Source organism: Nioella aestuarii, from assembly GCF_050896395.1.
Lineage (GTDB): Bacteria > Pseudomonadota > Alphaproteobacteria > Rhodobacterales > Rhodobacteraceae > Nioella > Nioella aestuarii.
This window is the reverse complement of sequence record NZ_JBPBBA010000010.1, coordinates 1-25,471: the sequence shown is the minus strand read 5'-3', so window position 1 is coordinate 25,471 and position 25,471 is coordinate 1. Positions and strand designations below refer to the sequence as shown.

General features: G+C 60.5%; 26 protein-coding genes, 1 tRNA gene and 3 pseudogenes. 14 read left to right on the top strand and 16 right to left on the bottom strand.

The window, feature by feature from the left end; all coding sequences use genetic code 11:
- Positions 1 to 146: 146 nt before the first annotated feature.
- Together ACROHD_RS08205 and ACROHD_RS08200 are read left to right on the top strand one after the other, a co-directional pair.
- Positions 147 to 1,919: a Hint domain-containing protein gene (locus ACROHD_RS08205; RefSeq protein ID WP_432677107.1), complete on the top strand. Its 1,773-nt coding sequence runs from the start codon at positions 147 to 149 to the stop codon at positions 1,917 to 1,919.
- Between the two features lie 111 nt (positions 1,920 to 2,030).
- Positions 2,031 to 2,927, top strand: a complete 897-nt coding sequence (locus tag ACROHD_RS08200; RefSeq protein ID WP_432677105.1) for a Hint domain-containing protein — start codon at positions 2,031 to 2,033, stop codon at positions 2,925 to 2,927.
- A 20-nt stretch (positions 2,928 to 2,947) separates the two neighbouring features.
- On the opposite strand, the gene ACROHD_RS08195 is transcribed toward ACROHD_RS08200, so the two are convergent.
- Together ACROHD_RS08195 and ACROHD_RS08190 are read right to left on the bottom strand one after the other, a co-directional pair.
- A complete protein-coding gene (locus ACROHD_RS08195; protein WP_432677104.1) occupies positions 2,948 to 3,409 on the bottom strand; it encodes a DNA polymerase III subunit chi in 462 nt (153 codons plus the stop codon).
- Positions 3,410 to 3,415: 6 nt separating this feature from the next.
- Positions 3,416 to 4,885, bottom strand: a complete 1,470-nt coding sequence (locus tag ACROHD_RS08190) for a leucyl aminopeptidase (protein ID WP_432677103.1) — start codon at positions 4,883 to 4,885, stop codon at positions 3,416 to 3,418.
- Positions 4,886 to 5,027: 142 nt separating this feature from the next.
- Here ACROHD_RS08190 and lptF point away from each other — a divergent pair, with 142 nt between their 5' ends.
- From lptF to rsmA, 6 genes are all read left to right on the top strand, one after another.
- Positions 5,028 to 6,152, top strand: coding sequence for an LPS export ABC transporter permease LptF (gene lptF / locus ACROHD_RS08185; RefSeq protein WP_432677102.1), 1,125 nt, complete (start codon positions 5,028 to 5,030; stop codon positions 6,150 to 6,152).
- Positions 6,149 to 7,243 carry an LPS export ABC transporter permease LptG gene (gene lptG / locus ACROHD_RS08180; RefSeq protein ID WP_432677100.1) on the top strand — a complete coding sequence of 365 codons (1,095 nt, stop codon included), beginning with the start codon at positions 6,149 to 6,151 and terminating at the stop codon, positions 7,241 to 7,243. The genes lptF and lptG overlap by 4 nt, the downstream gene beginning before the upstream one ends.
- Positions 7,243 to 9,369, top strand: coding sequence for an LPS-assembly protein LptD (locus ACROHD_RS08175; protein ID WP_432677099.1), 2,127 nt, complete (start codon positions 7,243 to 7,245; stop codon positions 9,367 to 9,369). The genes lptG and ACROHD_RS08175 overlap by 1 nt, the downstream gene beginning before the upstream one ends.
- Positions 9,370 to 9,404: 35 nt before the next feature.
- Positions 9,405 to 10,643, top strand: coding sequence for a peptidylprolyl isomerase (locus ACROHD_RS08170; RefSeq protein WP_432677097.1), 1,239 nt, complete (start codon positions 9,405 to 9,407; stop codon positions 10,641 to 10,643).
- A complete protein-coding gene (gene pdxA / locus ACROHD_RS08165) occupies positions 10,640 to 11,632 on the top strand; it encodes a 4-hydroxythreonine-4-phosphate dehydrogenase PdxA (protein WP_432677095.1) in 993 nt (330 codons plus the stop codon). Before ACROHD_RS08170 ends, pdxA begins: the two co-directional genes overlap by 4 nt.
- Positions 11,633 to 11,737: 105 nt before the next feature.
- Entirely contained in the window at positions 11,738 to 12,580 is an 843-nt protein-coding gene (gene rsmA, locus ACROHD_RS08160) for a 16S rRNA (adenine(1518)-N(6)/adenine(1519)-N(6))-dimethyltransferase RsmA (RefSeq protein WP_432677094.1), read from the top strand.
- Positions 12,581 to 12,583: 3 nt separating this feature from the next.
- Here rsmA and ACROHD_RS08155 read toward each other — a convergent pair whose 3' ends face one another.
- From ACROHD_RS08155 to ACROHD_RS08115, 9 genes are all read right to left on the bottom strand, one after another.
- A complete protein-coding gene (locus ACROHD_RS08155; protein ID WP_432677093.1) occupies positions 12,584 to 13,177 on the bottom strand; it encodes a DUF4167 domain-containing protein in 594 nt (197 codons plus the stop codon).
- A gap of 296 nt (positions 13,178 to 13,473) precedes the next feature.
- Positions 13,474 to 14,310, bottom strand: coding sequence for a peptide chain release factor N(5)-glutamine methyltransferase (gene prmC / locus ACROHD_RS08150; protein WP_432677091.1), 837 nt, complete (start codon positions 14,308 to 14,310; stop codon positions 13,474 to 13,476).
- Entirely contained in the window at positions 14,307 to 15,362 is a 1,056-nt protein-coding gene (gene prfA / locus ACROHD_RS08145; protein WP_432677089.1) for a peptide chain release factor 1, read from the bottom strand. Before prfA ends, prmC begins: the two co-directional genes overlap by 4 nt.
- A 32-nt stretch (positions 15,363 to 15,394) precedes the next feature.
- Complete coding sequence (locus tag ACROHD_RS08140; RefSeq protein WP_432677087.1) at positions 15,395 to 15,856, bottom strand: DUF1499 domain-containing protein; 462 nt, start codon at positions 15,854 to 15,856, stop codon at positions 15,395 to 15,397.
- A 247-nt stretch (positions 15,857 to 16,103) separates the two neighbouring features.
- Positions 16,104 to 17,258 (bottom strand): acetate/propionate family kinase, encoded by a 1,155-nt coding sequence (locus ACROHD_RS08135; protein WP_432677085.1) that lies wholly within the window; start codon positions 17,256 to 17,258, stop codon positions 16,104 to 16,106.
- Complete coding sequence (locus ACROHD_RS08130; protein ID WP_432677083.1) at positions 17,255 to 18,631, bottom strand: bifunctional enoyl-CoA hydratase/phosphate acetyltransferase; 1,377 nt, start codon at positions 18,629 to 18,631, stop codon at positions 17,255 to 17,257. Before ACROHD_RS08130 ends, ACROHD_RS08135 begins: the two co-directional genes overlap by 4 nt.
- 115 nt (positions 18,632 to 18,746) lie before the next feature.
- Complete coding sequence (locus tag ACROHD_RS08125) at positions 18,747 to 19,511, bottom strand: LamB/YcsF family protein (RefSeq protein WP_432677081.1); 765 nt, start codon at positions 19,509 to 19,511, stop codon at positions 18,747 to 18,749.
- Between the two features lie 3 nt (positions 19,512 to 19,514).
- Complete coding sequence (locus tag ACROHD_RS08120; protein WP_432677080.1) at positions 19,515 to 20,543, bottom strand: 5-oxoprolinase subunit C family protein; 1,029 nt, start codon at positions 20,541 to 20,543, stop codon at positions 19,515 to 19,517.
- On the bottom strand, positions 20,540 to 21,295 hold the full coding sequence (locus ACROHD_RS08115; protein WP_432677078.1) for a 5-oxoprolinase subunit B family protein: 756 nt from the start codon (positions 21,293 to 21,295) through the stop codon (positions 20,540 to 20,542). The genes ACROHD_RS08120 and ACROHD_RS08115 overlap by 4 nt, the downstream gene beginning before the upstream one ends.
- A gap of 155 nt (positions 21,296 to 21,450) precedes the next feature.
- Between ACROHD_RS08115 and ACROHD_RS08110 the strand changes: the two genes are divergently transcribed.
- Positions 21,451 to 21,526: transfer RNA gene (locus ACROHD_RS08110), tRNA-Thr, on the top strand.
- 65 nt (positions 21,527 to 21,591) lie between these two features.
- Here ACROHD_RS08110 and ACROHD_RS08105 read toward each other — a convergent pair.
- Positions 21,592 to 21,726 (bottom strand): HGGxSTG domain-containing protein, encoded by a 135-nt coding sequence (locus ACROHD_RS08105; RefSeq protein WP_432677076.1) that lies wholly within the window; start codon positions 21,724 to 21,726, stop codon positions 21,592 to 21,594.
- 31 nt (positions 21,727 to 21,757) lie between these two features.
- Here ACROHD_RS08105 and ACROHD_RS08100 point away from each other — a divergent pair.
- A pseudogene (locus tag ACROHD_RS08100) lies at positions 21,758 to 22,099 on the top strand (transposase); the annotation flags it as partial.
- 309 nt (positions 22,100 to 22,408) lie between these two features.
- Here ACROHD_RS08100 and ACROHD_RS08095 read toward each other — a convergent pair.
- Positions 22,409 to 22,711, bottom strand: a pseudogene (locus ACROHD_RS08095) (transposase); the annotation flags it as partial.
- A gap of 103 nt (positions 22,712 to 22,814) precedes the next feature.
- Positions 22,815 to 23,045 (bottom strand): hypothetical protein, encoded by a 231-nt coding sequence (locus tag ACROHD_RS08090; RefSeq protein WP_432677074.1) that lies wholly within the window; start codon positions 23,043 to 23,045, stop codon positions 22,815 to 22,817.
- 38 nt (positions 23,046 to 23,083) lie between these two features.
- Here ACROHD_RS08090 and ACROHD_RS08085 point away from each other — a divergent pair, with 38 nt between their 5' ends.
- Positions 23,084 to 23,140 carry a hypothetical protein gene (locus ACROHD_RS08085; RefSeq protein ID WP_432677194.1) on the top strand — a complete coding sequence of 19 codons (57 nt, stop codon included), beginning with the start codon at positions 23,084 to 23,086 and terminating at the stop codon, positions 23,138 to 23,140.
- Here ACROHD_RS08085 and ACROHD_RS08080 read toward each other — a convergent pair.
- Both ACROHD_RS08080 and ACROHD_RS08075 read right to left on the bottom strand, forming a co-directional pair.
- A complete protein-coding gene (locus ACROHD_RS08080) occupies positions 23,137 to 23,610 on the bottom strand; it encodes a hypothetical protein (protein ID WP_432677073.1) in 474 nt (157 codons plus the stop codon). The genes ACROHD_RS08085 and ACROHD_RS08080 overlap by 4 nt on opposite strands.
- Entirely contained in the window at positions 23,610 to 23,942 is a 333-nt protein-coding gene (locus ACROHD_RS08075; protein ID WP_432677071.1) for a hypothetical protein, read from the bottom strand. The genes ACROHD_RS08080 and ACROHD_RS08075 overlap by 1 nt, the downstream gene beginning before the upstream one ends.
- A 238-nt stretch (positions 23,943 to 24,180) precedes the next feature.
- On the opposite strand from ACROHD_RS08075, the pseudogene ACROHD_RS08070 reads away from it, so the two are divergent.
- The 3 genes and pseudogenes from ACROHD_RS08070 to ACROHD_RS08060 form a co-directional block, all read left to right on the top strand.
- Positions 24,181 to 24,294: pseudogene (locus ACROHD_RS08070) on the top strand (IS110 family transposase); the annotation flags it as partial.
- Between the two features lie 79 nt (positions 24,295 to 24,373).
- Positions 24,374 to 24,811, top strand: a complete 438-nt coding sequence (locus ACROHD_RS08065) for a MerR family transcriptional regulator (protein WP_432677198.1) — start codon at positions 24,374 to 24,376, stop codon at positions 24,809 to 24,811.
- An 8-nt stretch (positions 24,812 to 24,819) separates the two neighbouring features.
- The gene (locus ACROHD_RS08060) at positions 24,820 to 25,401 is read left to right on the top strand and encodes a hypothetical protein (protein ID WP_432677070.1); all 582 of its coding nucleotides are present in this window, start codon (positions 24,820 to 24,822) and stop codon (positions 25,399 to 25,401) included.
- Positions 25,402 to 25,471: the final 70 nt, after the last annotated feature.

Here is a 25,471-nt window from a genome sequence, read left to right as displayed (position 1 = left end):
CCATCAGGCTTGTGCGCGTTGACCCGATATTGCAGCGCGTGGTACCGAGTTGAGAACCGGATTTTTGATGAGCATTCCATGTAAGGGGCGCTGTATTGCTTGAGATTGTTAGTTCAACTTCTACAAACCTTGAGCATCTCACGGCTGTGCAAGTAAAATGGTCCGGCGTGCATATCGGCGGCGGCATTTATCTCAGCGCCAACCATTCGCCAAGCCCGGGCGGGTCCAGCACCGCCACGCCGCAGCGTGGCCTGACGGGCGAGGCGGAAACCCACGACACCACCGAGTACGACTTTACCCTGCCCTTTGGCGGGGAACCCTGGTCGACCTACCGCGAAGATCTCGACGGAAACGGATCGCTCGAAACCGTAATGGCGGGGTTCGATATCAGCCTTCATGCGGGCGATCAGCTGGTCTCGACCAGTGCCTTTTACAACGGGCCTGCGGCCCCCATGATCATCGCCAACGACCCCGATGATCTGTCGGGAACCGCTGTGATCGTTGGCTACCCCGAAGCAGGAAACTCGCTGAACGGGTTGGCGAACACTCTGCACCAGACATCCGGCACGTTGGCCGCCGACGGACATACCGAACAGGTGGTCGGGGGCGATCAGGGCGGATACTACACGATTGAAGGCGCCGAAGCGGTCGGCGGTATGAGCGGCGGCGGCACCTTCCTGACCTTTGACCCGGATGGCGACGGAACCTTCAACTCTTACCTGATCGGTGTCGTGGTGCGCGGCGGAACCTATACCAACCCGGGCGGTGTAGTGACCGGCCACTACACTGAATCCGCCAGCCTGTCGCCTCACTATTCTGAAATGGCAGCTGCCATTGAATCCCTGACCGGCGCCGATGCAAGAACGGCCGATGACTTTGCCCGTATGGTTCTGATGTCGGCGCAAAGCAATGGCTCGGCGCTGACGACTGTCACCGGCCAGTTCTTTCACGAGGATATCTATGGCGGCGTGAATGACGATACGCTGCTAGGTGCCGGGGGCAACGATCAGATTTTCGGGCGTGACGGGGCGGATACCGTCAATGGCGGCGATGGTGACGACACCCTGTCGGGCGGCACCGGCGGCGACCGTTTTCTCGGGTTTGGTGGGGGATCGACGGACCGCATCCTCGATTTCAATGCGGCGGAAGGGGATATCGTCGACCTGAATTCGATCTTCAGCAATTTTGCCGAGCTTTTGTCTGCCGCAACGGAACAGGGCGACGGATCTTTGCTGATTGCATTGCCTGCGGGCGCTGGTGGCGGGTCGCTGGTGATCGAGGGCACCAGCCTGTCTGACTTGACCACTACTAACACCAATCTCGTGTGCTTTTGCGCAGGCACCGAGATTGCGACGCCAAATGGTGCTGCCTGTGTTGAAACCCTGTCCATCGGTGATCTGGTTTTCACGGCACAGGGCGACAGCGTGCCAGTCAAATGGATCGGTCGCCAGACCGTGTCTACCTTGTTTGGTCCCGCCGAACGGCTGATGCCGGTGCGGTTGGCCGCCGGATCTTTGGGCGATGGCCTGCCGCATAGCGATCTGACCGTGACCGCTGATCACGGGATGCTGGTGGGGGGCGTCATCTGCCACGCCGGGGCACTTTTGAATGGAATCACCATCACCCGCGTGCCCTTGGCTGAAATGGGCGAGAGCTACACGGTCTATCACGTTGAGACCAAAGCCCACGAGATCATCCTTGCGAACGGCGCACCCGCTGAAACCTTCATCGACAACGTCAGCCGCCGGGTCTTCGACAACTACGGGGAATTCAAAGCGCTCTATGGCGATGTGCCCGAGATGGAAGAGCTGCCCTACCCCCGCGCGATGTCCGCTCGGCAGGTTCCTGGCTCAATCCTTGTCAAACTGGGTTCCACCCAAAAGGCCGCCAAGTCGGATCGGTACAAACTGCTCGCATGAACTCGTGAGGGGTAACGGCTAAACTTACCTTGACCAGCCCCCAGTCTACGCCCACTACTGACGTTAACTTTGGTTAATATTTCCTTGACCAAGGTGAATGGGGGAAAGCCGATGCCAACGATTGAAACCTACACTTATGCCTATGTACTCGGAACAACAGCACCGGATGCAACCACCGTGTATCCAGTGCCTGATGGCCCGGGCTCGGTAACTGTGGAGGACAGTGAGGATAGCACTGCGGATGGCTTTACGGCAGTGGGCGACAATGCTCTGCTGAACAGCCCCTTACTTGTGCCATTTCCTGTGACAGCCCAACTTTACGGGTTCACAAGCAGCGGAGATCCGGTTTTTTTCGAACCACTTACTGGAAACTGTGCCATCGTTTCCAACAATCCAAGCCTGACAGGAAATATCGGATTCACCACCACCGGCACCTATGCTTATTGCTTCGCCGAAGGCACTGAAATCATGACGGATGCGGGGGGCAAACCCGTCGAGCAACTGAAAATTGGCCATATGGTTACCACGGCCGATGGAACGCTCGCTCCCGTCAAATGGATCGGTCGCCAGACCGTCTCCACCCGCTTCGGCCCCGCCGAACGGCTGATGCCGGTGCGCTTTGCTGCCGGATCTCTGGGCGACGGTTTGCCTCATAGCGACCTGACCGTCACTGCAGATCACGGGATGCTGGTGGATGGTGTGATCTGCCATGCGGGCGCGCTGGTAAACGGGACGACGATCACGCGGGTGCCTCTGGCGGAAATGGGCGAGACCTACACGGTCTATCATATCGAGACCGAGGAACACGAGATCATCCTCGCAAACGGTGCCCCTGCCGAGACGTTCATAGATAATGTGAGCCGCCGCGTGTTTGACAACTATGCCGAGTTCGAGGCCCTCTATGGCGACGTGCCGGAGATGGAGGAACTGCCCTACCCTCGCGCCATGTCCGCGCGGCAGGTGCCCGGCCACATACGGGCTCGGCTGGCGGCCCCCAAGGTCGCCTGACGCGCAAGGCCGGGGGCGGGTCAGCCGCTTTCGGCCTTCTTTTCCCATTTGCCGCCCTCTTCGGACCAGTATTGCGCCGCGCAGCCTGCGCCTGTCAGCGCTTTCCACTGGGTGCGGGCATGGGCCACGGCATCGCCATTGCCGCCATCAAAGAGGATGCAGACCCGGTCGAGGCGCTGCACCTCGTCGGGGCTGATCTCGGCCCCCTCCACGCTCATCAGGCAGGCAGCGCCGTTGGGGATATCTGCCCCGCTGCAAAGCAATACCGGCTGATCGGCATCATGCGGCCCGCCCGCGCGGCCATGGGGCAGGAAGCCCTCTTCCGGGCGCAGCCAAAGCAACTCATCCAGACGATCGAGAAACCCCTCTGTCCGGCCCCTGACCACCACCCGCCATCCAGCCTGAAGCGACTTGCCGATCAAAGTCTGCAAGGTCGCCTCTGCGCTGGACCGGGTCAGGTGGTAGAAATAGGCCGCGCCCATCAGTGGTTACTCCGCCTCGTAGCCATCGCGGATCATCCGGTCGAGCGCCATGACCCCCCAGCCGGTCGCCCCTTTGGGCGCAAGGGCTGTGTCCGCCTTGACGCTGGCCACACCCGCAATATCGAGGTGAATCCACGGCGTATCGTCCTTGACGAACCGTTGCAGGAACTGCGCCGCAGTGATCGAGCCAGCAGGCCGTCCACCCACATTCTTCATGTCCGCGACATGAGATTTCAGCATCTTGTCGTAAGCCGCGCCAAGCGGCATCCGCCATGCGCCCTCACCTTCCGCAGCCGCCGCCTTGAGGAAGCTGTTGCAGAACACGTCGTCATTGGAAAAAACGCCGGCGTTTTCATGACCCAATCCGATGATGATTGCTCCGGTCAAAGTGGCCAGATCCACCATGCCCGTTGGCTGGAACCGGTCCTGCGCGTACCACATGACATCGCACAGCACGAGCCGTCCCTCGGCATCGGTATTGATCACCTCGATCGTGTCGCCTTTCATGGACCGCACCACGTCGCCCGGCCGCTGCGCCCGCCCGTCAGGCATGTTTTCCACCAGACCGACGATCCCCACCACATTGGCCTTGGCTTTCCGCAGGGCCAGCGTGCGCATGACGCCGGACACGACGCCTGCGCCGCCCATATCCATGGTCATCTCTTCCATGCCGCCCGCTGGTTTCAGGCTGATGCCGCCGGTATCAAAGACCACACCCTTGCCGATCAGCGCCAGCGGGGCCTCATCCCCGCCCCCATTCCACTGCATGACAACGACCTTCGAGGGGCTTTCAGACCCCTGCCCCACGGCCAGCAAGGCCCGCATACCGAGCTTTTCCAGTTCCGCTTCGTCGAGGATTTCGACCTCCAGCCCCAGATCGGCCATGGCCGCAAGACGTGCGGCGAAATCCTCGGTAGTCAGCACGTTCGATGGCTCACTCACCAGATCGCGGGTGAAAAAGACACCCTCGGCCACGGCGGTCATGGGCGCGGCTTCAGCGGCAATCTCGTCGGGTTTGTTAACTTGGATCACCGCACCCTCGCCGGCAGGGGTGTCGCCCGTCTTGTGATCGGTAAATTCATAGGCCCGCATCGCCAGTCCGAAGGACAGGTCGGCGGCCCGGTGGAACGCCCCCGCAGCCACGGTCAGTGCCGCTTTACCTTTGGCCTTCGCCAGTTCCGCTCCTGCGCGGCGCGCGTCCTCAACCGTGGTCCGACGGGGCAGTTTTACGACCAGCAACGCCTCTGCCGTCAGCCCGACGGGAAATCCGAGGGACACGCAATCGCCTGTCTTCGCCTTGTCCCAGGAATCGGACTCTGCCAGCCGGGCCAGCGCCCCCTTGGTCAGCCGGTTCACCCGCCGCGCAGAAGGATCGAGCTTGCCATCCGGCGTGACGATCACCGCCAGCTTGCCCTCGGCGGCGGACAGCGCATCGAGGTCGGTTTCTACAAAGGAAATGGCAATGGGCGTGGTCATGTGGGAACCTCTGGAATTGGATGTTGTGGCAACACTAGGACTAGTAGGCGAGCTTGACCAGATATGCCTGTCCTTGTGGCAGTGATTGGATTAAGACCTTAGTCACTGGGGTTGTTAAGAGCTTGTTTTCGGGGGGCATAACTTGGGGCGCTATGACCGGTATATCCTGTCACAGCTTCTGGCGCTGTTCAGCTTTTTCAGCCTTGTGCTGGTGTCTGTCTATTGGATCAACAGTGCCGTCGGGTTGTTTGATCGCCTGATTGGCGACGGCCAGTCCCTTCGGGTTTTCCTAGAGTTTTCCGCGCTTTCGCTGCCGCAGATAATCTTTCTGGTGCTGCCGGTTTCGGCATTTGTGGCGGCGATATACGTCACCAACCGGATGATTTCGGAAAGCGAGATGGTCGTCATGCAAACCGCAGGCTGTTCTGCCCTGCGACTACTGCGCCCGGTCTGGGTCTTCGGAATCGTCCTTGCCCTGCTGTTGGCGATTCTGGCGCATGTGCTCGTTCCGGCGGCGCGCGGTCGCCTGATAGAACGGTCGGTCGAGATCTCGCAGGATATGACAGGCAGGCTGTTGCGCGAGGGGCAGTTTCTGCACCCGACCGCCGGATTGACGGTCTATATCCGCGAAATCACCGAGCTTGGCGAATTTCGGGATGTGTTCCTTCAAGATCGCTCTTCTCCCGATGTTGAAACAACCTATACCGCGCGGCGGGCGATACTTGTGTCTTCTAACGCCGGACCGCGCCTTGTGATGTTCGAAGGTGTTGCACAGACCCTGCAGACCGAAGGCCATCGGCTGACGATCGTCGAGTTTGACGATTTCACCTACGATATCGCCGGACTGATCCAATCGCCCGGCACCCGTTCCCGCCACATCAGAGAGCTTTCAACCGCAGAGTTGCTATTCTCCCCACGCGTTTTCGCCGAAGCTCAGGGCTTTACCCTCGCGGCCTTTCGTTTTGCCGGTCATGACCGCATCGCTCGACCGTTCTTTGCCCTCTTCGTACCGGTGATTGCCGCTGCAACGCTGATGTTGGGGGCCTTTTCAAGGTTTGGAATCTGGCCACAGATCCTGCTGGCGATCGCCCTGATCGTTCCGCTGCAGATGACCTGGAATGCCGCTGAAAGCGTAGGGTCCCGTCAAGAAGGGATGGCCTGGCTTGCCTATTTGCAGCCGTCTCTTGCGGCCATGACGGCGGCGGTGATGATCTATCTTGCGCTGCGCGGTCACAGGCGCCCCCGACGGCGAGAGGTTGCAGCATGATCCTGCACTTCTATATCGCGCGGCGCTTCCTGCGGTCCTTCATGATCGTGCTGGCGGTTTTCGTGGCCATTTTGCTGCCAATTGATCTAGCCGAGCAACTAAGGGCGATTGGCCACACGGATGCCGGTCTGACAGCGGCCTTCAACCTTGCGCTTCTCAACTTGCCTGGGTCGCTTTACCGGATGCTGCCGCTTTTTGTCATCCTGGCCACGCTGGTGCTGTTCCTGTCTCTCGCACGCACGTCGGAACTGGTGGTGATCCGCGGGTCCGGTCGCTCCGCCCTACGATCGGCCATGTCGCCCGTGATTGTCGCCATTGGGATCGGCGTGCTCGGCCTGTTGGTGATCAACCCGCTTGTGGCGGCAACCGAACGGCAGTTTGAAACCTCGATGTCGCGGTATCAGACCGGTGAAAACCGGACTCTGTCGGTCTCTGGCGAGGGGCTGTGGCTTCGACAGGGCAGCCAGTTCGGTCAGACCGTTATCCGCGCAAACCGCTCCAATTCCGATGGAACCTCGCTTTTTAGCGCTAGCTTTTTTGTCTTCGACCCGGAAGGGCAAGTGCAAAGCAGGATCGACGCGGATGCGGCCGTTCTGACCGACAACGCCTGGTTGTTGACGGATGTGAAAGTCTGGCCGCTTGGCCAGGCAAACCCGGAGGCTGAAGCAACGCTCCACGAAAGCTTCACCTTGCCCTCGACCCTGACACGCGATCAGATCCGTGACAGTTTCGGTCATCCTTCGACCGTGCCGATCTATGAATTGCCCGGCTTTATCGCGCAGTTGCGCGAAGCGGGCTTTGCAGCGCTGCAACACCGGGCCTGGTTCATGGCCGAACTGGCAAATCCACTACTGCTTGCCGCGATGGTTCTGATTGGCGCGAGCTTCACAATGAGGCATACCCGTTTTGGGAAGACGGGGATGATGGTGTTGTTCGCACTGCTTTTGGGATTCGGAGTCTATTTCCTGCGCAATTTTGCGTTGGTTCTGGGGGAAACCGGCCAACTGCCGGTGGCGGTTGCCGCATGGACGCCCCCCTTGGCCGCAATTCTGCTGTCCCTGGGCTTTCTGTTGCATACGGAGGACGGGTGATGCGGATTTTCTCGCTCGTCCTGTCCCTTCTCGTGCTGGCATGTCCGCTTGCTGCACAAACGCGCGACATTCCTGCGACGTTGATTGCAGACAATATCAGCTTTTACAGGGGCAATTCCTCGGTCTCGGCCAACGGCAATGTGGAGATTTTCTATCAAGGGTCACGGCTGCGCGCCGGACGGATCCTGTATGACGGCACCACGGACCGGGTGAGTGTCGAAGGCCCGATTATTCTGACCGAGGACAATGGTCGAAGCGTCGTTTTCGCAGATTTTGCCGAGCTTTCGACCGACCTGCAAAACGGCGTGCTGCAATCGGCCAGGCTGGTGCTGGACCGGCAATTGCAGATTGCCGCAACCCAGATCAATCGCGTCGACGGACGCTATACGCAAATGTATCAGACCGTCGCCTCCTCGTGCGAGGTATGCGCAGCCAACCCGGTGCCGCTGTGGCAGATCCGGGCCCGGCGTATTGTGCACGATCAGGAAGCGCGGCAGTTGTTTTTCGAAGACGCCCAATTCAGGGCCCTTGGGGTTCCGATTGCCTGGTTCCCGCGCTTGCGGTTGCCCGATCCCACGCTGGAACGGTCTTCTGGTTTCTTGACCCCCACGGTCCGCGCGTCCAACCAGTTGGGCTTTGGGGTTCATATGCCCTATTTCGTCGAACTGGGCGATCATGCGGACCTGACCATCACCCCCTATATCACCGCAGGTGACAGCCAGACGCTTGAAGCCCGCATTCGACGGGCGTTCCGAAACGGATTTGTCGAGATGAACGGCGCGGTCAGTTGGGATGATCTGACGGCTGACTCGATGCGTTCTTACGTATTTGCCGAGGGCTGGTTCAACCTGCCTCGCGATTTCCGGCTGGAGTTTGCGTATGAAACCGTCTCTGACCCGGACTATTTGCTAACCTACGGCTATAGCGAAGAGGACAGTCTGAATTCCGGCCTGTCCATCAGCCGCGCCGAGCGCAATGAGTATATCGAGTTCTCGTTCGACCGGTTTCGGTCTTTGCGCGAGGGTGACGACAACGTTACTCTGCCAACCCTGATGACCGATGCCGAGGTGACGGAGCGGTTCAGTCCCTACGGTCTTGGGGGAATTGCCACGGTGGGGATGTCCACCCATAGTCATTCCCGGCGGTCGAGCGCCGATGTGATCGGGCGCGATGTCGCAAGACTTAGCTTCGAAGCGAACTGGCGGCGCGACTGGATTCTTCCCGCAGGCCTTCTGGCTGCAGTGGAGACGCAGTGGCAAGGCGACGTCTACAACGTCAACCAGGACTCCAACTACGATGACACCATCACCCGCACGACGCCCTATCTAGCGGCAGAGCTGCGCTGGCCAATGGCGCGTGCAGGAGGCAATGGGGTGACGCATCTGCTGGAGCCGGTTCTTCAGTATGTCTGGGCGCCGGAAACGCAGCCGAACCTGCCCAATGAGGATGGTGCGGTTGTGGAATTTGACGAAGGCAATCTGTTCTCCCTGAACCGCTTTCCAGGGGCCGATGGTCAGGAGCTTGGGCCGCATCTGGCCTATGGTCTGACCTATACGCGCGACGACCCCCTGGGCTGGTCCCTGGGCGTTACCGTCGGGCAGGTGATCCGGGACCGCAGCTATGGACAATTCACCCAAGGCTCCGGCCTCGATGGCACGCATTCCGACTTTATGCTGTCCACCAGCCTAAGCTTTGGCAATTCACTCACCATGATGAACCGCGCCCTGTTCAGCGAGTCCTTCAACATCAGCTCCAATGAATTCGCCCTGATGTGGCAGGAAGACCAGTTCGATGTTGCCTCGTCCCTCACTTGGTTGGAAGCAGATCCATCGGAAGGACGCCCGCAAAACATGGCGGAATGGGCCTTTGACGCCAGCTATGACTTCGACAATGCCTGGGCGGCCGCCGTCGATTGGCGCTATGATTTCGAGGCCAATGAACCCACACGGGCGGGCCTGAGCCTCACCTATGCGACCGAATGCGTGGACGTGGAGTTTTCCCTCTCGCGTCGCTTCACGACCTCGGCTACCTTGCCATCAGCCACTGACATAGGGCTGACTGTGGCCCTGAACGGCTTTGGTGCGTCCCGCGACGGGCGCAGTTATGATCGAAGCTGCCACAGATGACCGGAACGCCGGACGAAAGAATGACGGATATGACAATGACGACCCGAGCAGACAGCCCCCAATTCACTGGCCCCCTGAAAGCCCTGGCCGCAGCGCTTGCCATCTCCTTTGCCGCGCTTACACCCGCCATTGCGCAAAGCCCCTTTTCCGCTGCCGTGACCGTGAACGACCGGATCGTGACGTATTACGAGATTTCACAGCGCGCCCAGTTTCTTGAGGCACTGAACGCCCCCGGGGATCTGCTGGAAGAGGCGCGTGAAACCCTGATCAACGAACGTCTCCAGCAGGAAGTCGGCGAACGTTTTGGTCTTTTGGCCAGCCCCGATGACCTGGAACAAGGGATGGCCGAGTTTGCGGGCCGCGCCAATATGAACACAGAGGCGTTCCTGGGGGCGCTCCAGAACGAAGGGATCGCGCCGGAAACCTTCCGCGATTTCGTCGCCGCCGGGATCACATGGCGCAATATCGTCCGCGCCCGTTTCGGTCCCCGTGCCCAGGTTTCCGAAGATGAAATCGACCGCGCCCTGACCCTGTCGGCCTCCGATGGCGGTGCTCAGATCAATATCGCCGAGCTCGTGGTGCCGATTACCCCGGAAAACGAAGACCAGATCCGCACCGACATCGCCCGGCTGGCCGAAGAGCTTGATGGCTCTATCGGGGCCTTCTCGGAAGCCGCTCGTGCCTATTCCGCCGCCGCAACAGGACGCCAGGGGGGCGGGCTTGGGTGGCGCCCGCTTTCGACCATCCCGCCGCAGCTGCGTGCCTTGCTCCTGCCGATGAATGTGGGGGACGTGACGGACCCCGTGCCGCTTGGACCCGCCATCGCAATCTTCCAGCTGCGCGGGCTGGACGAGACTGGCTTTGTCTCGCCGGAAGTTACGGCCGTGGAATATGCACAGGTTCTGATCCCCGGCGGTCAAAGCGAAGAGGCGTTGGTGGAGGCGCGGGCATTGCGCGATGAGATCGACACATGTGACGACCTTTATGGCGTGCGTCCGGGCGGTTTCGAGATCACCGCGCTGCCTATCGAGGATGTGCCCGGCGACATTTCGCTGGAACTTGCACGCCTGGACGCCAATGAGGTTTCTTTCGGCCTGACCCGCGCCAATGGCACGCAAATGCTGTTTCTGATGCTGTGCGGCCGCTCAACCGAGTTGCCGGAAGGCGGGCGCGAGGAAGTGCGGCAGGCGCTGTTCCAGCAGCGGCTGGAGAGCTATGCGCAGGGCTATCTGGCGGAACTGCGTGCCGATGCGATCATCGACGAAAACCCATGACATCGCGTCTTTTGCCCCCCGTTGCCGTCAGCTGCGGGGAGCCATCTGGGATCGGCCCGGAGATCATCGTCAAAGCGCGATCGGCCCTGGGGGCGGACTTGCCCCTATTTGCCATTGGTGATCCGCGTCATTTCGTCGACCACGGCCCGATAGAGCTGATCTCGACACCGGCAGATGCGCCATTTGTGTCCTCTGGCGTTCTTCCCCTGCTCGTCCATGAATTCGCAAGCGACGCCCCGGCTGGCCTTCCAGACCCGGCGAATGCGCAAGGAGTGATCGACGTGATCGCCAAAGGCGTATCCCTGGTGACGTCCGGCGACGCCTCGGCGCTTTGTACCGCGCCCATTCACAAGAAGGCGTTGAAGGACGGGGCTGGATTTGCCTTTCCCGGTCATACAGAGTTTCTGGCCCATCTTGCGGGCGTGGGGCGCGTGGTGATGATGCTGGCTTGTGACGCCTTGCGGGTGGTGCCAGTGACCATTCATATCCCGCTGGCGGAGGTCCCCGTTGCCCTGACACCGGAGCTGCTGGCCGAGACGATCCGCATCACTCACGCAGCGCTGATACAGGATTTCGGGCTGAATGCACCGCGCCTGTCGGTGGCCGGCCTTAACCCACATGCGGGCGAAGGCGGCGCAATGGGGGTGGAGGAGATAGCGGTGATCACCCCGGTTCTGGACATGCTGCGCGCCGAAGGTCTGGCGATCTCGGGCCCGGCATCTGCTGACACGATGTTCCACGCTGGCGCTCGGAAAGGCTATGACGCAGCGATTGCGATGTATCACGATCAGGCGCTGATACCCATCAAGACGCTGGATTTCGCAGGTGGAGTGAATGTCACGCTTGGCCTGCCCTTCATCCGAACATCACCCGATCATGGCACCGCATTTGATATTGCAGGCCAGGGTATCGCGGACCCAAGCAGCATGATCGCTGCGCTGCGCTTGGCCCGCGATATGGCCCATACCCGTGCGGGAGCCGCACTATGATCGACGTCAGAGAGCGCGCAGCCCCTATCCTATCGCGCCTGCCCCGAGATGGTTTTGCCAAGCGGAAAACGGCGCGCGTGCGCGTTAACCTTAATGGAGTGTTGCATGGCGACGATTGACGGACTGCCGCCACTGCGCGAGGTGATTGCAACGCATGGGTTAAGTGCCCGCAAGGCGCTTGGGCAGAACTTTCTGCTGGATCTGAACCTGACGGCGAAAATCGCCCGCGCTGCCGGGGATCTGACCGGTTGTGATGTGCTGGAAGTGGGGCCCGGCCCCGGCGGCCTGACCCGCGGTTTGCTGGCCGAGGGGGCGCGGCGGGTGGTGGCGATCGAGAAAGACGCGCGCTGTTTGCCTGCTTTGGCCGAGATTTCGGCAGCCTATCCCGGTCAGCTCGATGTGCTGAACGAGGATGCGCTTGAGGTCGATTGGGCGGCGCATTTGACACCTCCGATCAAGGTCGTCGCCAATCTGCCCTATAATGTGGGCACCGAATTGCTGGTGCGCTGGCTGACGCCGAAGACCTGGCCTCCGCAATGGCAAAGCCTGACCCTGATGTTCCAGCGCGAAGTCGCGGAACGGATCGTGGCGCAACCGGGCGGCAAGGCATATGGGCGGCTGGCGGTTCTGGCGCAATGGCGGTGCAATGCAAAGATCGCACTGACCCTGCCACCCGAAGCCTTCACCCCGCCCCCAAAGGTGCGCTCCGCCGTCGTGCATATTGAAGCGTTGCCCGAACCGCGCTTTGCTGCTGACCCGAAGGTGTTGGAACGCGTTGTCGCCGCCGGGTTCAACCAGCGGCGCAAGATGCTGCGGGCGGCGTTGAAGAGGATTGCCCCAGATATCGAGGATCGAATCCTCGCGGCGGGGCTCAAACCCACCGACCGGGCCGAGCAGGTCCCGATTGAGGGGTTCTGTGCGCTCGCCCGCCAGGTGGCGGCGGGCTGAGGCTTATTCGGCGGCCTGCGGGCCTTCTTCTGGCGAATTGGGCGCGTCGCCCTGATTTTCTGCCGGGGCTTCCGCTGCTTTCTTGGGGGCACGGCGCGCGCGTGGGCGCTTGGGCTTCGGGGCGCTTTCCGGGGTTGTCACAAGACCGCTGTCACCCGATGCGGGCACGTCGATGACGTCCCCAAAGGACTTTTGTTCCGGCCGGCTTTCGGATTTCTCTGCCGTTTCCGTGACCACAGGCTGATCCTGGGTCGGGGCGTCATCCTCTCGCGCCTGACGTGCTTCGCGGGCCTGCTGCTGATGCGCTTGTTGCGCTTCCTGCTCGGCGCGGCGGGCATCCTGTTCACGCTGCGCTTCCCCCAACATGCGAGCGTAATGCTCAGCGTGTTGCTGGAAATTCTCTGCGGCAACCCGGTCATTGGCCAACTGCGCGTCGCGCGTCAGCTGATTGTATTTGTCAATAATCTGCTGCGGGGTTCCACGCACCTTCCCCTCGGGGCCGGAGCTGTCGAATACGCGATTAACGATATTGCCCATCGAGCGGTTGTTATTGTTGCGATTGCCCTTGGACCGCGAACGGTTTTTTTGTGATCTCATGTGTCTGTATCTGTTCCAGTTGCCCTGGTGTCATTGGGATGCGGGGCATGCGATGGTCAGGCAATCGGGCCTGTCCGTTTAGACGTTGCAGCTTGCCCCTGCTGTTGCGGTAATCCCTGCTGTCGCCGTCTCGTTTGAGGGTGAACCGCGGGGGCATGGCCTGATGTCCATTCCGCATCCGCTATTCTTGAATAAGCATGGGTTCCCCGGCAAAACAAGGGCAAACTGCCGTTAATGTGGTGTTTTCCGTCCAGACCGGCGGAAATATCGCGCAATCTGGCACCAACCGGGCCCGATCAGGCGGGTTTTCTTCCCATTACCACGCGGTCCCGGCCATCGAGGTCGGGACAGACACGCACATCTTCAAGCCCTGCCGCGCGGAACATGTCGCTCACGGCCGCCCCTTGGGTCGGGCCAATCTCGACCATCAGCCAGCCGCCAGGTGTCAGGTGATCAAGGATGCGCGCGGTAATGGCACGATAGGCACTGAGGCCATCGGCCTCGTCGGTCAAGGCAACCCGCGGCTCGTGGTCCCGCACCTCTGGGGAAAGGCCCGCCATCTCATCCAACGCGATGTAGGGCGGGTTCGAGACGATGAGGTCATAGCGCCCGCCAACGGGTTCGTACCAGCGGCCGTGTTCCAGATGCATTCTGTCGGCAACCCCAAGTGCTCGGGCATTTTCCTCGGCCTTGGCGAGCGCCGGGCCGGAGATATCGGTACCTGTCCCGGTAGCATCAAGTCGCTCAGCCAGAAGGGTCAGAAGAATTGCCCCTGACCCGGTGCCCAGATCCAGTACTTCGCGAAACGGGACTTCAAGCGCAGCTTGAACCAGAATCTCTGTTTCCGGGCGCGGGTCGAGCACATCGGGGCTGACACTGAACCAACGGCCGAAGAATTCACGGCCCTGGATGACATGCGACAAGGGCACACGGGCCTCTCGCTCCAACATCATGTTGTAGAAAAAGAACTCTGCCTCTTCAGTGAGCGGATCGCCCAGATGCAACGTCAGACGCCCACGCTCGATCCCCGTGGCTTTCGCCAAAAGCCAGCGGGCATCGCGGGCGGCACCATCGATGCCTGCAGAGGTCAATCGTAAGGTGGCTTCTGCCAGAGCCTCTCGAATTAGGGTCATTGATCCATCTCCGCCAGCATCCGCGCCTGATCGTCCGAAATCAGCGCGTCGATCAGCTCATCCAGGTCGCCCTGCATCACCTGGTCGAGCTTGTAGAGTGTCAGGTTGATGCGGTGATCGGTGACACGCCCTTGCGGGAAATTGTAGGTGCGGATGCGTTCCGACCGGTCGCCAGAGCCGACTTGCGCCTTGCGGTCGGCGGCGCGTTCATCGGCTACCTTTTGGCGTTCCATGTCGAACAGCCGCGCGCGCAGGACCGACATGGCGATCTCTCGGTTGCGGTGCTGCGATTTCTCGGAGCTTGTGACGACGATGCCTGATGGCAGGTGCGTGATCCGCACTGCGGAATCCGTGGTATTGACGTGCTGCCCCCCTGCCCCGCTGGCGCGCATCGTGTCGATCCGTATGTCGCTGGCGGGAATGTCGATATCGACCTCTTCGGCCTCTGGCAGCACGGCGACAGTGGCTGCCGAGGTGTGGATGCGCCCGCCCGATTCCGTGGTGGGCACGCGCTGCACCCGATGCACGCCGGATTCGTATTTCAGCCGGGCGAAGACGCCCTCGCCGGTGACATGGGCGACGACCTCCTTGATGCCGCCAAGCTCGGTCAGCTGTTGCTCGATAATCTCCAGCTTCCAGCCGCGCGCATCGGCATAGCGTTCATACATGCGCAACAGGTCGCCGGCGAACAACGCGGCCTCATCACCGCCGGTACCGGGGCGGATTTCCACCATCGCAGGGCGGGCATCGGCGGCATCCTTGGGCAACAGCGCCAGTTGCAGAGCTTTCTCTGCTTTCAGCAACGCAATTCGCAACTGCGGCAGTTCTTCCTCCGCCAGCTCGGCCATATCAGGATCGTCCAGCATGGCCTCGGCCTCAGCGATATCGCTCATGATCTGGCGATAGGCCGCGATCTGGTCCACCACGGGCTTGAGGTCCGAATACTCCCGACTGATCGTGGCGATCTCATCGGCTGCAGGACCGGCATTGAGACGCGCTTCGAGAAACTCGAACCGTTCGGTGATCTGGGTCAGGCGATCTGCTGGCAACATGACAGGCGGTGTGGCGCGGGGCGCGCGCCCCGTCAAGGGGTTAGCGCTGCCTCCAAACGGGCAATCCAGCGTGTTACTCGCGCCTCGTTGACACCGCCATCGCTATAGCCAAAGCGCGAGCGCGAGAAAATCTCGATCCGCGTCCCCTCACCTGTCGGGCTCAGCCGGATCGAAATGGCATCTGGAAATCCCATGATCCTGCTGCGCTGCACATAGGTGACAAAGCCGTCTTCAGCCGTTCCCGCAAGCCGCGTGACGCGCGGGGCCGAGGCGAGCATGGTTTCCAGTGCGGCACCCACTGTCTGAGGCGACGCCAGTAGAACCACCGCCGGGCGATCTCCGCCCTCATCGCGCATTATGAACGCGTTTGGGGTGCTGGGACGCTCGGCCGTGGACGGGTCCACATGCCAGCGCCCGGCCTGCATCGGGGCAAGACGGATGTAGAGCAGCAAAGCTGCCAGAGAAAGGAGCAGGGCCAGGAAGACAAATCGCATGAGGAAAAGATGGATCAGCCGGCCAAATTTTCAATCCTTACGCCGCGTGAATGCGCGCTGCTTTCTGCGTTCTTGCCAGCGTTTGGAGTGAACAGGCTTCACAGCGTCACATCACCTGTGCCTTGAGGGAAGTATCCCGCAAGTGTGATCTCTCGTTAAGGTTAACTGGTTTAGGGCGCGGCCAGTTCCCGGGATGGCAATCGCCCTTGGCTTGCCGGATGCCTCGGGCCTGCGGATACCAGATCCGCTATAGAAACGCCGCCGTCGAGCCAGCAATAACACATTCTTCATCGGTTGGCAGGACAAGGACAGGCACCCGCCCCGCATCAATGCGGGTGGCGTTGGCAGAGTTCGCTGCGCTGTCCACTTCCAGCCCCAGAAAGCCAAGGTTTTCCAGCGCGCGCGCACGCACGGGGGCCGCGTTTTCACCAACGCCGCCTGTGAAGATCAGTGCGTCAATCCCACCCAGAACCGCCGCCATGGCGCCAATTTCCCGCGCAAGGCGGTTGCAGTAATAGGCAATGGCCTCTTTCGCCTCAGGTGCCTCCGAGGCCAGCAGCTCGCGCATATCGTGGCTGATCCCCGACAGGCCAAGCATCCCGCTTTCCTTGTAGAGAAGATGGGTCAGTTCCTCATACCCCATGCCCTCTTCTTTCATAAGATAGAGCAATACGCCGGGATCAACCTGACCGGGCCGCGTGCCCATGCAGAGCCCTTCGAGCGCGGAAAACCCCATGGTGGAGGAGATGGAGCGCCCGTTCTCCAGCCCGCAGAGCGAGGCCCCGTTGCCCAGATGCGCAACGATCACCCGGCCCTTGGCCATATGGGGATGATCACGTGCCATCACGCCTGCAATGTAGTCATAACTTAGCCCGTGGAACCCGTAGCGCCGGACGCCCGCGTCATAATAGCGGCGCGGAAGGGCGAAGAGGTCATTCACCTTAGGGTGGCCGCGATGAAAGGCGGTGTCGAAGGCGCCGACCTGAAGCGCCTCGGGGAAGGCCGCACGGGCGGCGTGCACGGCGGCCAGATTGTGCGGCTGGTGAAGCGGTGCGAGCGGCTTCAGCGTCTCGAGATGGTCCAGCAAAGGACCGTCCAGCACGCGGGGGCCATCGATATCGGGGCCGCCATGAACGATGCGATGCCCGACACCCAGAACCGCGCGCCCGTCCAGCAGCGGGGCTAGCGCCTCAAGGATCGCGCCCACACCGGCAACGTGATCGGTGCGACCCAGATCACGAGTGGTTTTCTCGCCCCCCGCGGGCCGCAGGATCAGCCGGGCAGAGGCCCCGAGCGCATCGACCATGCCTGCGGCCTCGAGCACCGGATCCGCCCCGGCCCCATAGGCTGCAAACTTGATCGAGGAGGAGCCAGCGTTCAACGTCAGGATCACGCCGGTCATCGCAGGCTCTCCGCGTAAAGTGCCGCCACCGCGCAGGAGGCAAGCCGCGCCTTGTCGTCATCGGCACGGGAATTCAAGATCACCGGCACCTGCGCACCCATCACCACACCCGCAGCCTCTGCATGGGCGAGGAATGTCAGCTCCTTGGCGATCATGTTGCCCGCTTCAAGGTTCGGGGCCAGCAGGATATCGGCATGTCCCGCCACCAGCCCGGTGATTCCCTTGGTGCGCGCAGCCTCCAGGTCGATGGCGTTGTCCATCGCAAGCGGTCCATCAACCAGGCCGCCAGTGATCTGGCCCCGGTCGGCCATCTTGGACAGGATCGCCGCGTCGAGCGTCGAAGGGATCGAGGGCGTCACGGTTTCGACGGCCGACAGCACCCCCACTTTGGGCTGCGCGATGCCGAGCGAGAGCGCAAGGTCGATGGCGTTCTGGCAGATCGAGACCTTACACTCGAGATCGGGGACGATGTTGATTGCGGCGTCGGTGACAAAAAGCAGATGATCAAGCCCCGGCACATCCATCACGAAGACATGGGACAGGCGGCGGTTGGTGCGCAGCCCACCCTCTTTCTTCAAGATCGCGTGCAAGAGCTGATCGGTATGAAGGTGCCCTTTCATCAAAGCCCGCGCTCGGCCCTCATGAACAAGCGCAACGGCGCGCAAGGCAGCGGCGCGGTTGTCGGGGATGTCAACGATTTCGATGCCCGAGATATCGGCACCCAATTCTTCCGCCGCAGCCGCAATCTTTTTTGCACTGCCCACGAAGATGGGGTCGATCAGCGTATGCGCACGCGCCAGCAGCGCACCGTTCAACGCATCGGGTTTCTCGGGGGCGACAACGGCGGTGGCAAGTGCAGGCAGGGGCGCGGCCAGTTCAAGGAGTCGGTCGAAATGCTGGTGACGCTGTACTGTCAGCGCCGGCACTTCCATATCTTCGAAGCTCATCTGCCGGTCGGGCGCGATCACCTCGGCCATCCCCTCACAGATACGCAGCCCGTCCTCGCGTTCGACCCATGTTTCAAACCGCACCAAGTTGCCAGGCAGCTTCCCGGCCACCCGCACTTTTGCCACCAGCGTCTCGCCCGCATGGGCGCGGTCGAGGAACGTCAGTGTCTGACGCTTGTATAGCGTCCCCGGCCCCGGCAGCTGGTTGCCAAGCACCGAGGAAATCAGCGCCCCAACCCACATGCCGGGCGCCACCGCCTCGGGAACGCCATCACCATCGCCGTCCTCGCGTGGCAGATGCATCGGGTTATGGTTGCCGCTGGAATTGGCGAATACATACAGGTCATCGACCGTGACCAGCCGGGGGGAGGCAGCCTCCATGCCCACATCGAGCGACTCGTAAGGGGTGTTGGAGAACGTGGTCACGGGGCTGACCTCCGGGCAGATGCGCCAGCAGGGAGGGGGACCCCGCGACTCAGGCGCGTTTCGGTATTATCCGGGCTATGAAACACCGGTATGACAGGAAGCGACAGGGCCAGTCTCAGGCCCCCACTGGGGCCAGTTTAACGCCTTCTGCCTCTAACGCAGCACGCACGGCACGCGCGATCTGCAGGGCGGTTTCGTTGTCACCGTGCAGGCAGATCGTATCAACGCGTGAGGGGATGACCTTGCCCGATTCCGCGATGATCGCCCCGGCCTTGACCATATCGACCATGCGTTTTGCCGCTCGATCCGCATCGTGGATTACCGCACCGGGCAGGCTGCGATCGACCAGCGTCGCATCATCGTTATAGGCGCGGTCGGCAAAGATCTCTCCGGCATAGTTGGCCCCGAGCGCCTTCACCGCCGGTTCCTGTGCGGTGGAAGCCAGGACGAAAATAATGACGTCGGGATCGACCGACAAAGCCGCCTCATAGCAGGCGCGCGCCATGTCCTCGTCCTCGGAGCACATGTTGGACAGCGCCCCGTGCAGCTTGAAATGGCGTACCTCGGCCCCAAGCGCCCTGGCCATTCCCCGGATGGCTCCGAACTGGTAGCGGATCGCGTTTTGCAGATCCTCGCGGCCCATATGCATCCGCCTGCGTCCAAAACCCTGAAGATCGGGAAAGCCCGGATGCGCGCCAATGCCGACACCGTTTTCCTGCGCCACCCGGATCGTCTGCGCCATCACGGACGGATCGCCCGCATGAAACCCGCACGCCACATTGGCAGAGGTCACGACCTTGAGCACCTCGGCATCATTGCCCATTGGCCAAGGGCCAAAGCTTTCGCCCATATCGGCGTTCAGATCGACGCGGATGCTCATGGCTCAGGTCTCCTTTTCGTGGGCGTCGTGATGTGCGGAAATCACGCCGCCAACCAGTTGATAGGATAGCAGATCTGGGATGTCAGCGGGGTGGCGCACCCTTGGCTGAACGCGGGAAGAAAGCGATTTCAGATACTTATCTACTGAACTTCGCGCTGTCAGAGCCTCCTCCAACGTCACGAAGCGAAAGCGGATCGGACTGCCCGGCGCGGCCTGCGCGACCTTGGGCAGATCGGCGCTGATCACCGTTGCGATCCTTGGATACCCGCCCATGGACTGGCATTCATTGAGCAGCACGAAGGGCGATCCATCGCCGATCACCTGCACATCGCCGGGCACAATGATCTCGGACAGAATCGCCAGATGCGCATCCGAGGAAAAGCCGGGGCCGTCCTGCCCCATCCGCGCGCCCATGCGGCTGGCGCGGGCGTCCTTGACGAAGGCCGTTTCTTCCAGCCGTGCCAGTGTCTCCGGGGCGAACTGGCTGGTCTGGACAGACGGCAGAATGCGAATCTCGCCGCCCGAAAAGCGGTCATCTGACCCGATCATCATCCCACCCGTGCTTGGTGCCGGTGCGCAAACCAGGCGGTCCCCTGTCTGTAACCGCCGGCCAATCCCGCCTGAGATATGGGCCGATCGCGCGCCCAGAATCTCCGGCGCATCAAGACCCGCAATACTGAGATAGCCGTAGCTGCCCTTCAACGCGCCACCGATTTTCAAGGTGGCCCCACGCGGCAACAGGTGACTGCCCGCCCATTGCACCCGTGCGCCGTCAATATCCGCAGTCATCGGCGCGCCTGTAAGAGCAATCAGCAGGTCCGCGTCCTCGGCCCTGAAGGTGCCCCCTGCCCCGGCCATTTCGATGGCCAACGCCCCACCCGGATCAGCGCCCAAAAGCGCCGCCCCTTCAGCCACTGCCAGAGGGTCCATCGCCCCGCCGCGCGACAAGCCTTTTGAAAGCAGTCCCGGTCGGCCCGCATCCTGCAATGACAGGCCAGGCCCGGCAGAAAGTATCTCCAGCACGCCGGTCATGGCAGGGCCTCGCAACTGGCCACCATTCGGCCCGCGTCCACCTCGGCCCAGGCATCCTCGAACGCGGCAGCGCTGACAGGGTGAAAGAGAATTTCGTCGCCTGCGGTCAGCGGAAATGGGTGCTCTGCCTGCTGGCCGAATACGTCAATCGCCGCCCGACCAATCCAGCGCCAACCCGTTTGCGTGCCGACAGGAAACAAGACCAGCTGACGGATCGCCAAGGCAAGCCCGCCTGCGGGAACATGCGGATTCAGCTCTGTTTTTCGGGGAATATCAAAGGCATCAGGCAATTGCCCAAGATAGGGCATTCCGGGCGAAAACCCGATGGTCAGCACCCGGACAGGTGTTTCGGAAATCTGCGTCACCGCGGCTTCCGGTGATAGCCCGGCCAGATCGGCGGCTTCCTCCAACTGCGGGCCATGTTCTCCTCCGAACACCGTTGGCACCCGCCACAGCTTGCGCCCATGGGGCAAGGTTTCTGCATACCAGTCACGCGCATTCAGCAAGGTCAAAAGAGCCGCCTCAAGCGCTTCATGGCTCAACCGAACCGGGTCAAAGCGCAAGAAGACAGACTTCAAAGAGGTCGCGCTTTCCTCCACACCGCCCCATGCGGCCTCATCGACAGCCGCCCGAAACGCCAGCGTCGCGGCATTTACGGACATCGACAGGCGGTCTCCGAACTCGACCAGCATGCCAGCCTCACCCATCCGGTGAAGTCGGGGAAACCCGCCCTGCTGTTCTGCCGTGATCATCCGTCCCCCGTCTGTCGCAATCCGATCGCATGGTGCGTCCCCTACCGGACGGTTGCAAGGCCAAGGGACCAGTTTTTCGCCCCATCAGCCAACATCTACATCAAGATGGATTCCCCCCTTGTGCCCGGCCTCGCAATTTCATATCGAAAGCCCGTGCCGGTCTAGCTCAGCTGGTAGAGCGTCTGATTTGTAATCAGGGGGTCGGGGGTTCGAGTCCCTCGACCGGCACCATAAAAAAGCAGAAATACATTAAAAATCAATATATTAGTCAATTTAAAAATATTTTCATCCACCCCTTAAACCACCCCGTGAGTCTTCTTCACTCTTTGCCAGCGAAGCTTTTGCGCCTCTGCAATCCTAGCTCGGCCCTCAACTGTCTTCGGCCCAGTCGATAGCCCTCCATGCATGCGGCACCTCTGTTTGCCCCTCACTGCCTTAGCTTGGCAGGGGGCACCTTTCCGGGTTTTGGCGCCGCCACCCGAGACCTTCCGCAAGGCCCGGGATTTTGCGGCCTGTCTCGGTCTCACGCCCCGCCAACATTCGACGGGCGGCAAACAAAGGCTCGGGGCCACGACGAAGATGGGCGAGCGGTCCCTCAGGTGCCTGCTGATCATCGGCGCCAACAGCGTCATCATCAAGCGGCACACCCATGCTGCGGCCCAGCCAGGCACGTGGCTGGGCGGGATGCTGTCACGCAAGCCACCGATGCTGGTGCGAGTGGCGCTGGCGAACAAGATGGCGCGGATCGTCTGGGCCCTGATGGCCCGTGGTGGCGTCTACCAATCTCCGGCCGCGGCGACATAAGCAAGCCGTAGGTCGCGAGGACGTCGGAGCGGAAGAGGGCAAGGAGCAGTTTGGCGTAACAGTCGTGAGACGGGATCGGGAGAACCAGTGTGCAACAGAGTGCAATCGAGCACGCGGCCTTGATCTGGACCCGACCTTCGAACACCATACGGGCCCGCGGTATCTGGAACGCCGCATCATGAGGCCGGATACATGTCAGCACCCGATGACGCGCCAAGATCAGCTCTGAAGATACCTCTTGCGCAAGGGGCGGTTATACATGTTGCACAAATCGGCTGATAGCCGATGCTCCCCTTTCCCCGGACAGAGTCATCCCACGGGTTTCGTGATGGGTATGCCGAGCGCGGTATAGCCGTTGAGTACGGCGATGCGGACCTGGAGCTCTGCGACCTGACGGTCGAAGTCCCGCGCCATGAGCCGCTGGCCCAGCAGTTTCACACAATGCATCTTCGTCTCGACGCGGCTTCGTCGGTGATATCCGCTCCATAGTCGCCAGAGGGCGCGGCCCAGGTATTTCGACGCCCGCAGGGCTTCGTTTCGGGCCATGGCTCCGGCGGTGACGGTCTTCCACGGCTTCGCATTCTTGCGGGGCGGAATGACAGCGTGTAAGCCGACCAGTTCGTGGTCTTGTACTTCGTAGGGGCCCAACTGCTCATGTCTACCAGCTATCATGCTGGATTCATGTAGTGAATCCCCTACCGATTTGTGCAAGGCCTCACCGATCCCCAAACGACTGAATATTCCATACCTGCTCTTTTGAGGGTTCCATCTGCTTGAGGTAGAACCGCTCCAACTGCTCCACTGATGTTCCCGCGTTCTCCGCCAACCAGTAGATATTCACCTTCCCCTTGGACTTCCGCAAGCGAACCTGTAGCGCGTAGTGGCGCAGCGAGTATGGAGAACGGGTGTTGCCGTCCTTGTCCGTCTTCAGTCCTGCCTCGTCCAAGAAGTGGTTGAAGATGCGCCGGTAAGCGGGTCAGCGAGATTGCGGCAGCACTGGGCGTGTCGCGGATGACCGTCTATCGGGCGCTAGATGCTTAGTCAGTGCACGCGGCGTCCGTATCTAGTCGGTTTTGCGCTGCTTCCAGAACTTCAGGTTCGAACCTGTCTGGATATCGAAGAACGAGTGCTTCAGCACTCAGGTCAAGCATCCCACGTTCGTGAAGTAGATGATAACCGTCAGACGGTTGCGTTGAAAGCGTCAGGTCTCGCAATGTCTTTTCCACCCCGACCCGACCGATCTTTTGGCGGGTCCTGCTGAGTCTGATCGTTTTGCCTCGCTCAAGACTGAGTTCGTGTTCGAGTGCCGAAATACTCTTCCAGAAGTCCAACACGATGGGATCGTTCGGATCATCAACGTCTTTCGACGCGCGAACCTCGATCAGGCGGCGTCTCGCGGCATCTTCGACTTCTTGGGCACCTTCGCGTTCGGCGTTCGCGATCCAGTTTCGCAGTTTGGTCTCGTCTTCGCAGATTGCGATGACTTCTAGGATCTTCTGATACTTCGACATTACGCCACCTCCTCGCCGCGAGCATAACGAGATGCCCTTGCGAAGATGTTGTCCGCGCTGCTGATCTTCACATTGCCTTGTTGAAGAGCGTAACCGTTGCCCTCCATGATCTGCCGAACCATGTGCCCCATCATCTGTTTGATGCGGTCTTTCCTGATGCGTTCACCGAAGCGTTGAAGCAGCAGCGGCGAAAGCGGTTCTATCGCTGGTCTCGAAAGGAAAGTTGCGGTTTCCATACGAATGACGTTGTCGGGTTGGGTCAGAAAGTCCCAGATTTCTTGCCCACCCTCGTTCTCAAACGTGGATTTGTAACGCTCTTGCCGATAATCCATATTGCACCTCGATCAAATATGACGCGTCAAATATGACGCGTGATAAAGGCGCTGTCAATGGCGCTATCTGGTTGGGCGCATTGAGGACATGGCGTTGGCGAGATTGAACAGATCACCGATCCCCAAAAGATTGAATATTCCACACTTGCTCTTTTGAGGGGGCCTTGATGATGTGACCGCCCCCGACGGCATCAATGTGCCAAGGTGGGTCTGCGATGATCCACAAAGGAGGACGGTCATGTCGGAGATTATCACGGTCGGGCTCGACCTGGCGAAGAATGTGTTTCAGGTCCACGGGGCAGATGCAGCGGGCGGCGGTCACATCATCAAAGCCACTTGTCGCGCGAATGTGGCACACTGGAAACGGTTACTGGTCGCAAGAACCAGACGTTACCGATATCGAACAGTGCAAAAACAAGGCGGAAACAGGCATGAAACTCACATTGAACCAAGCGGCCAAGGAGTGTGGCCGCGCAAAGTCGACACTCTCAAAAGCCATAAAATCAGGGAAGTTAAGCGCAGAACGCGGGGACAAGGGCGCGTTTCTGATCGATCCCGCCGAACTTTATCGAGCGTTTCCAAAATCCAGTAACGACGACCAGACGTCACCGATGAGAAACACTGAAAACGAACAGGGAAACAGAGACTTAGAACGCGAAGTTGAGGCGTTCCGTCAACAGATCGACACGGCCAATCTCGAACGAGAACGCGAACGGGCGCAACTGTCCGAAACGATCACCGATCTACGCTCCCGTCTCGACCGTGAAAGCGAAGAACGGCGGGCGCTCACGGCCATGATCACGGATCAACGGGCAGGGCACGGGGCCAAGCGCGGGGGGTTCCTCGGGCTGTTTGGGCGATCTGGATGAGCGGTCAGATGCCCGATCCGAAACGCGTGTTCCTTGACCGGAATATCCTGTCATTGAGCATTGTGATAGAACCTGCGGTACAACAGCAGACTATAAAATGGGGTGGTCAAAGCCACACATCGGATATCCATGGCTACCGACGAAAACCATTGCAGGGTAATTGGATGGACGATGAAGTCGCATGTTTGCCAACCATCGCATCATTGGCAACAAATGGTTTTCTAAGGTTGTTTGTCGCCCAAGAGGTCGCGTTTGAGGGTCTCAAAGCGAATGTTGTCGGCAGAGGCACAAAGGGTGATTTGTTCAGGGGCGTGGACATTGCTCGGTGCGAGAGTCCGATTGATAGATCATACTTCAAAAGCCAAACGATCGATCAGGTGGCTGATAGCAGGGAACTGATCGAGTTTTGCCAAACCCTGATGAAACTCGATGTGGCAAAGATTAAGGCCGTCCCAAAGTTTTGGGATCGGTTTCCAGCACAGATGCAGAAGAATTTTGGCAATCTCGATAGGCTAAAATTGTTGCTTGATGCGCTCCCCCACAAGCCTCATTGGCCAGACGCTTTCCATCTATGGAGTGCCGATGTCTGACGTCAGCGCCTATGGGACAGATTTGAGGTTTTCGTAACGGAGGTTTTCTGGTTCATCGCAGCCAATATGG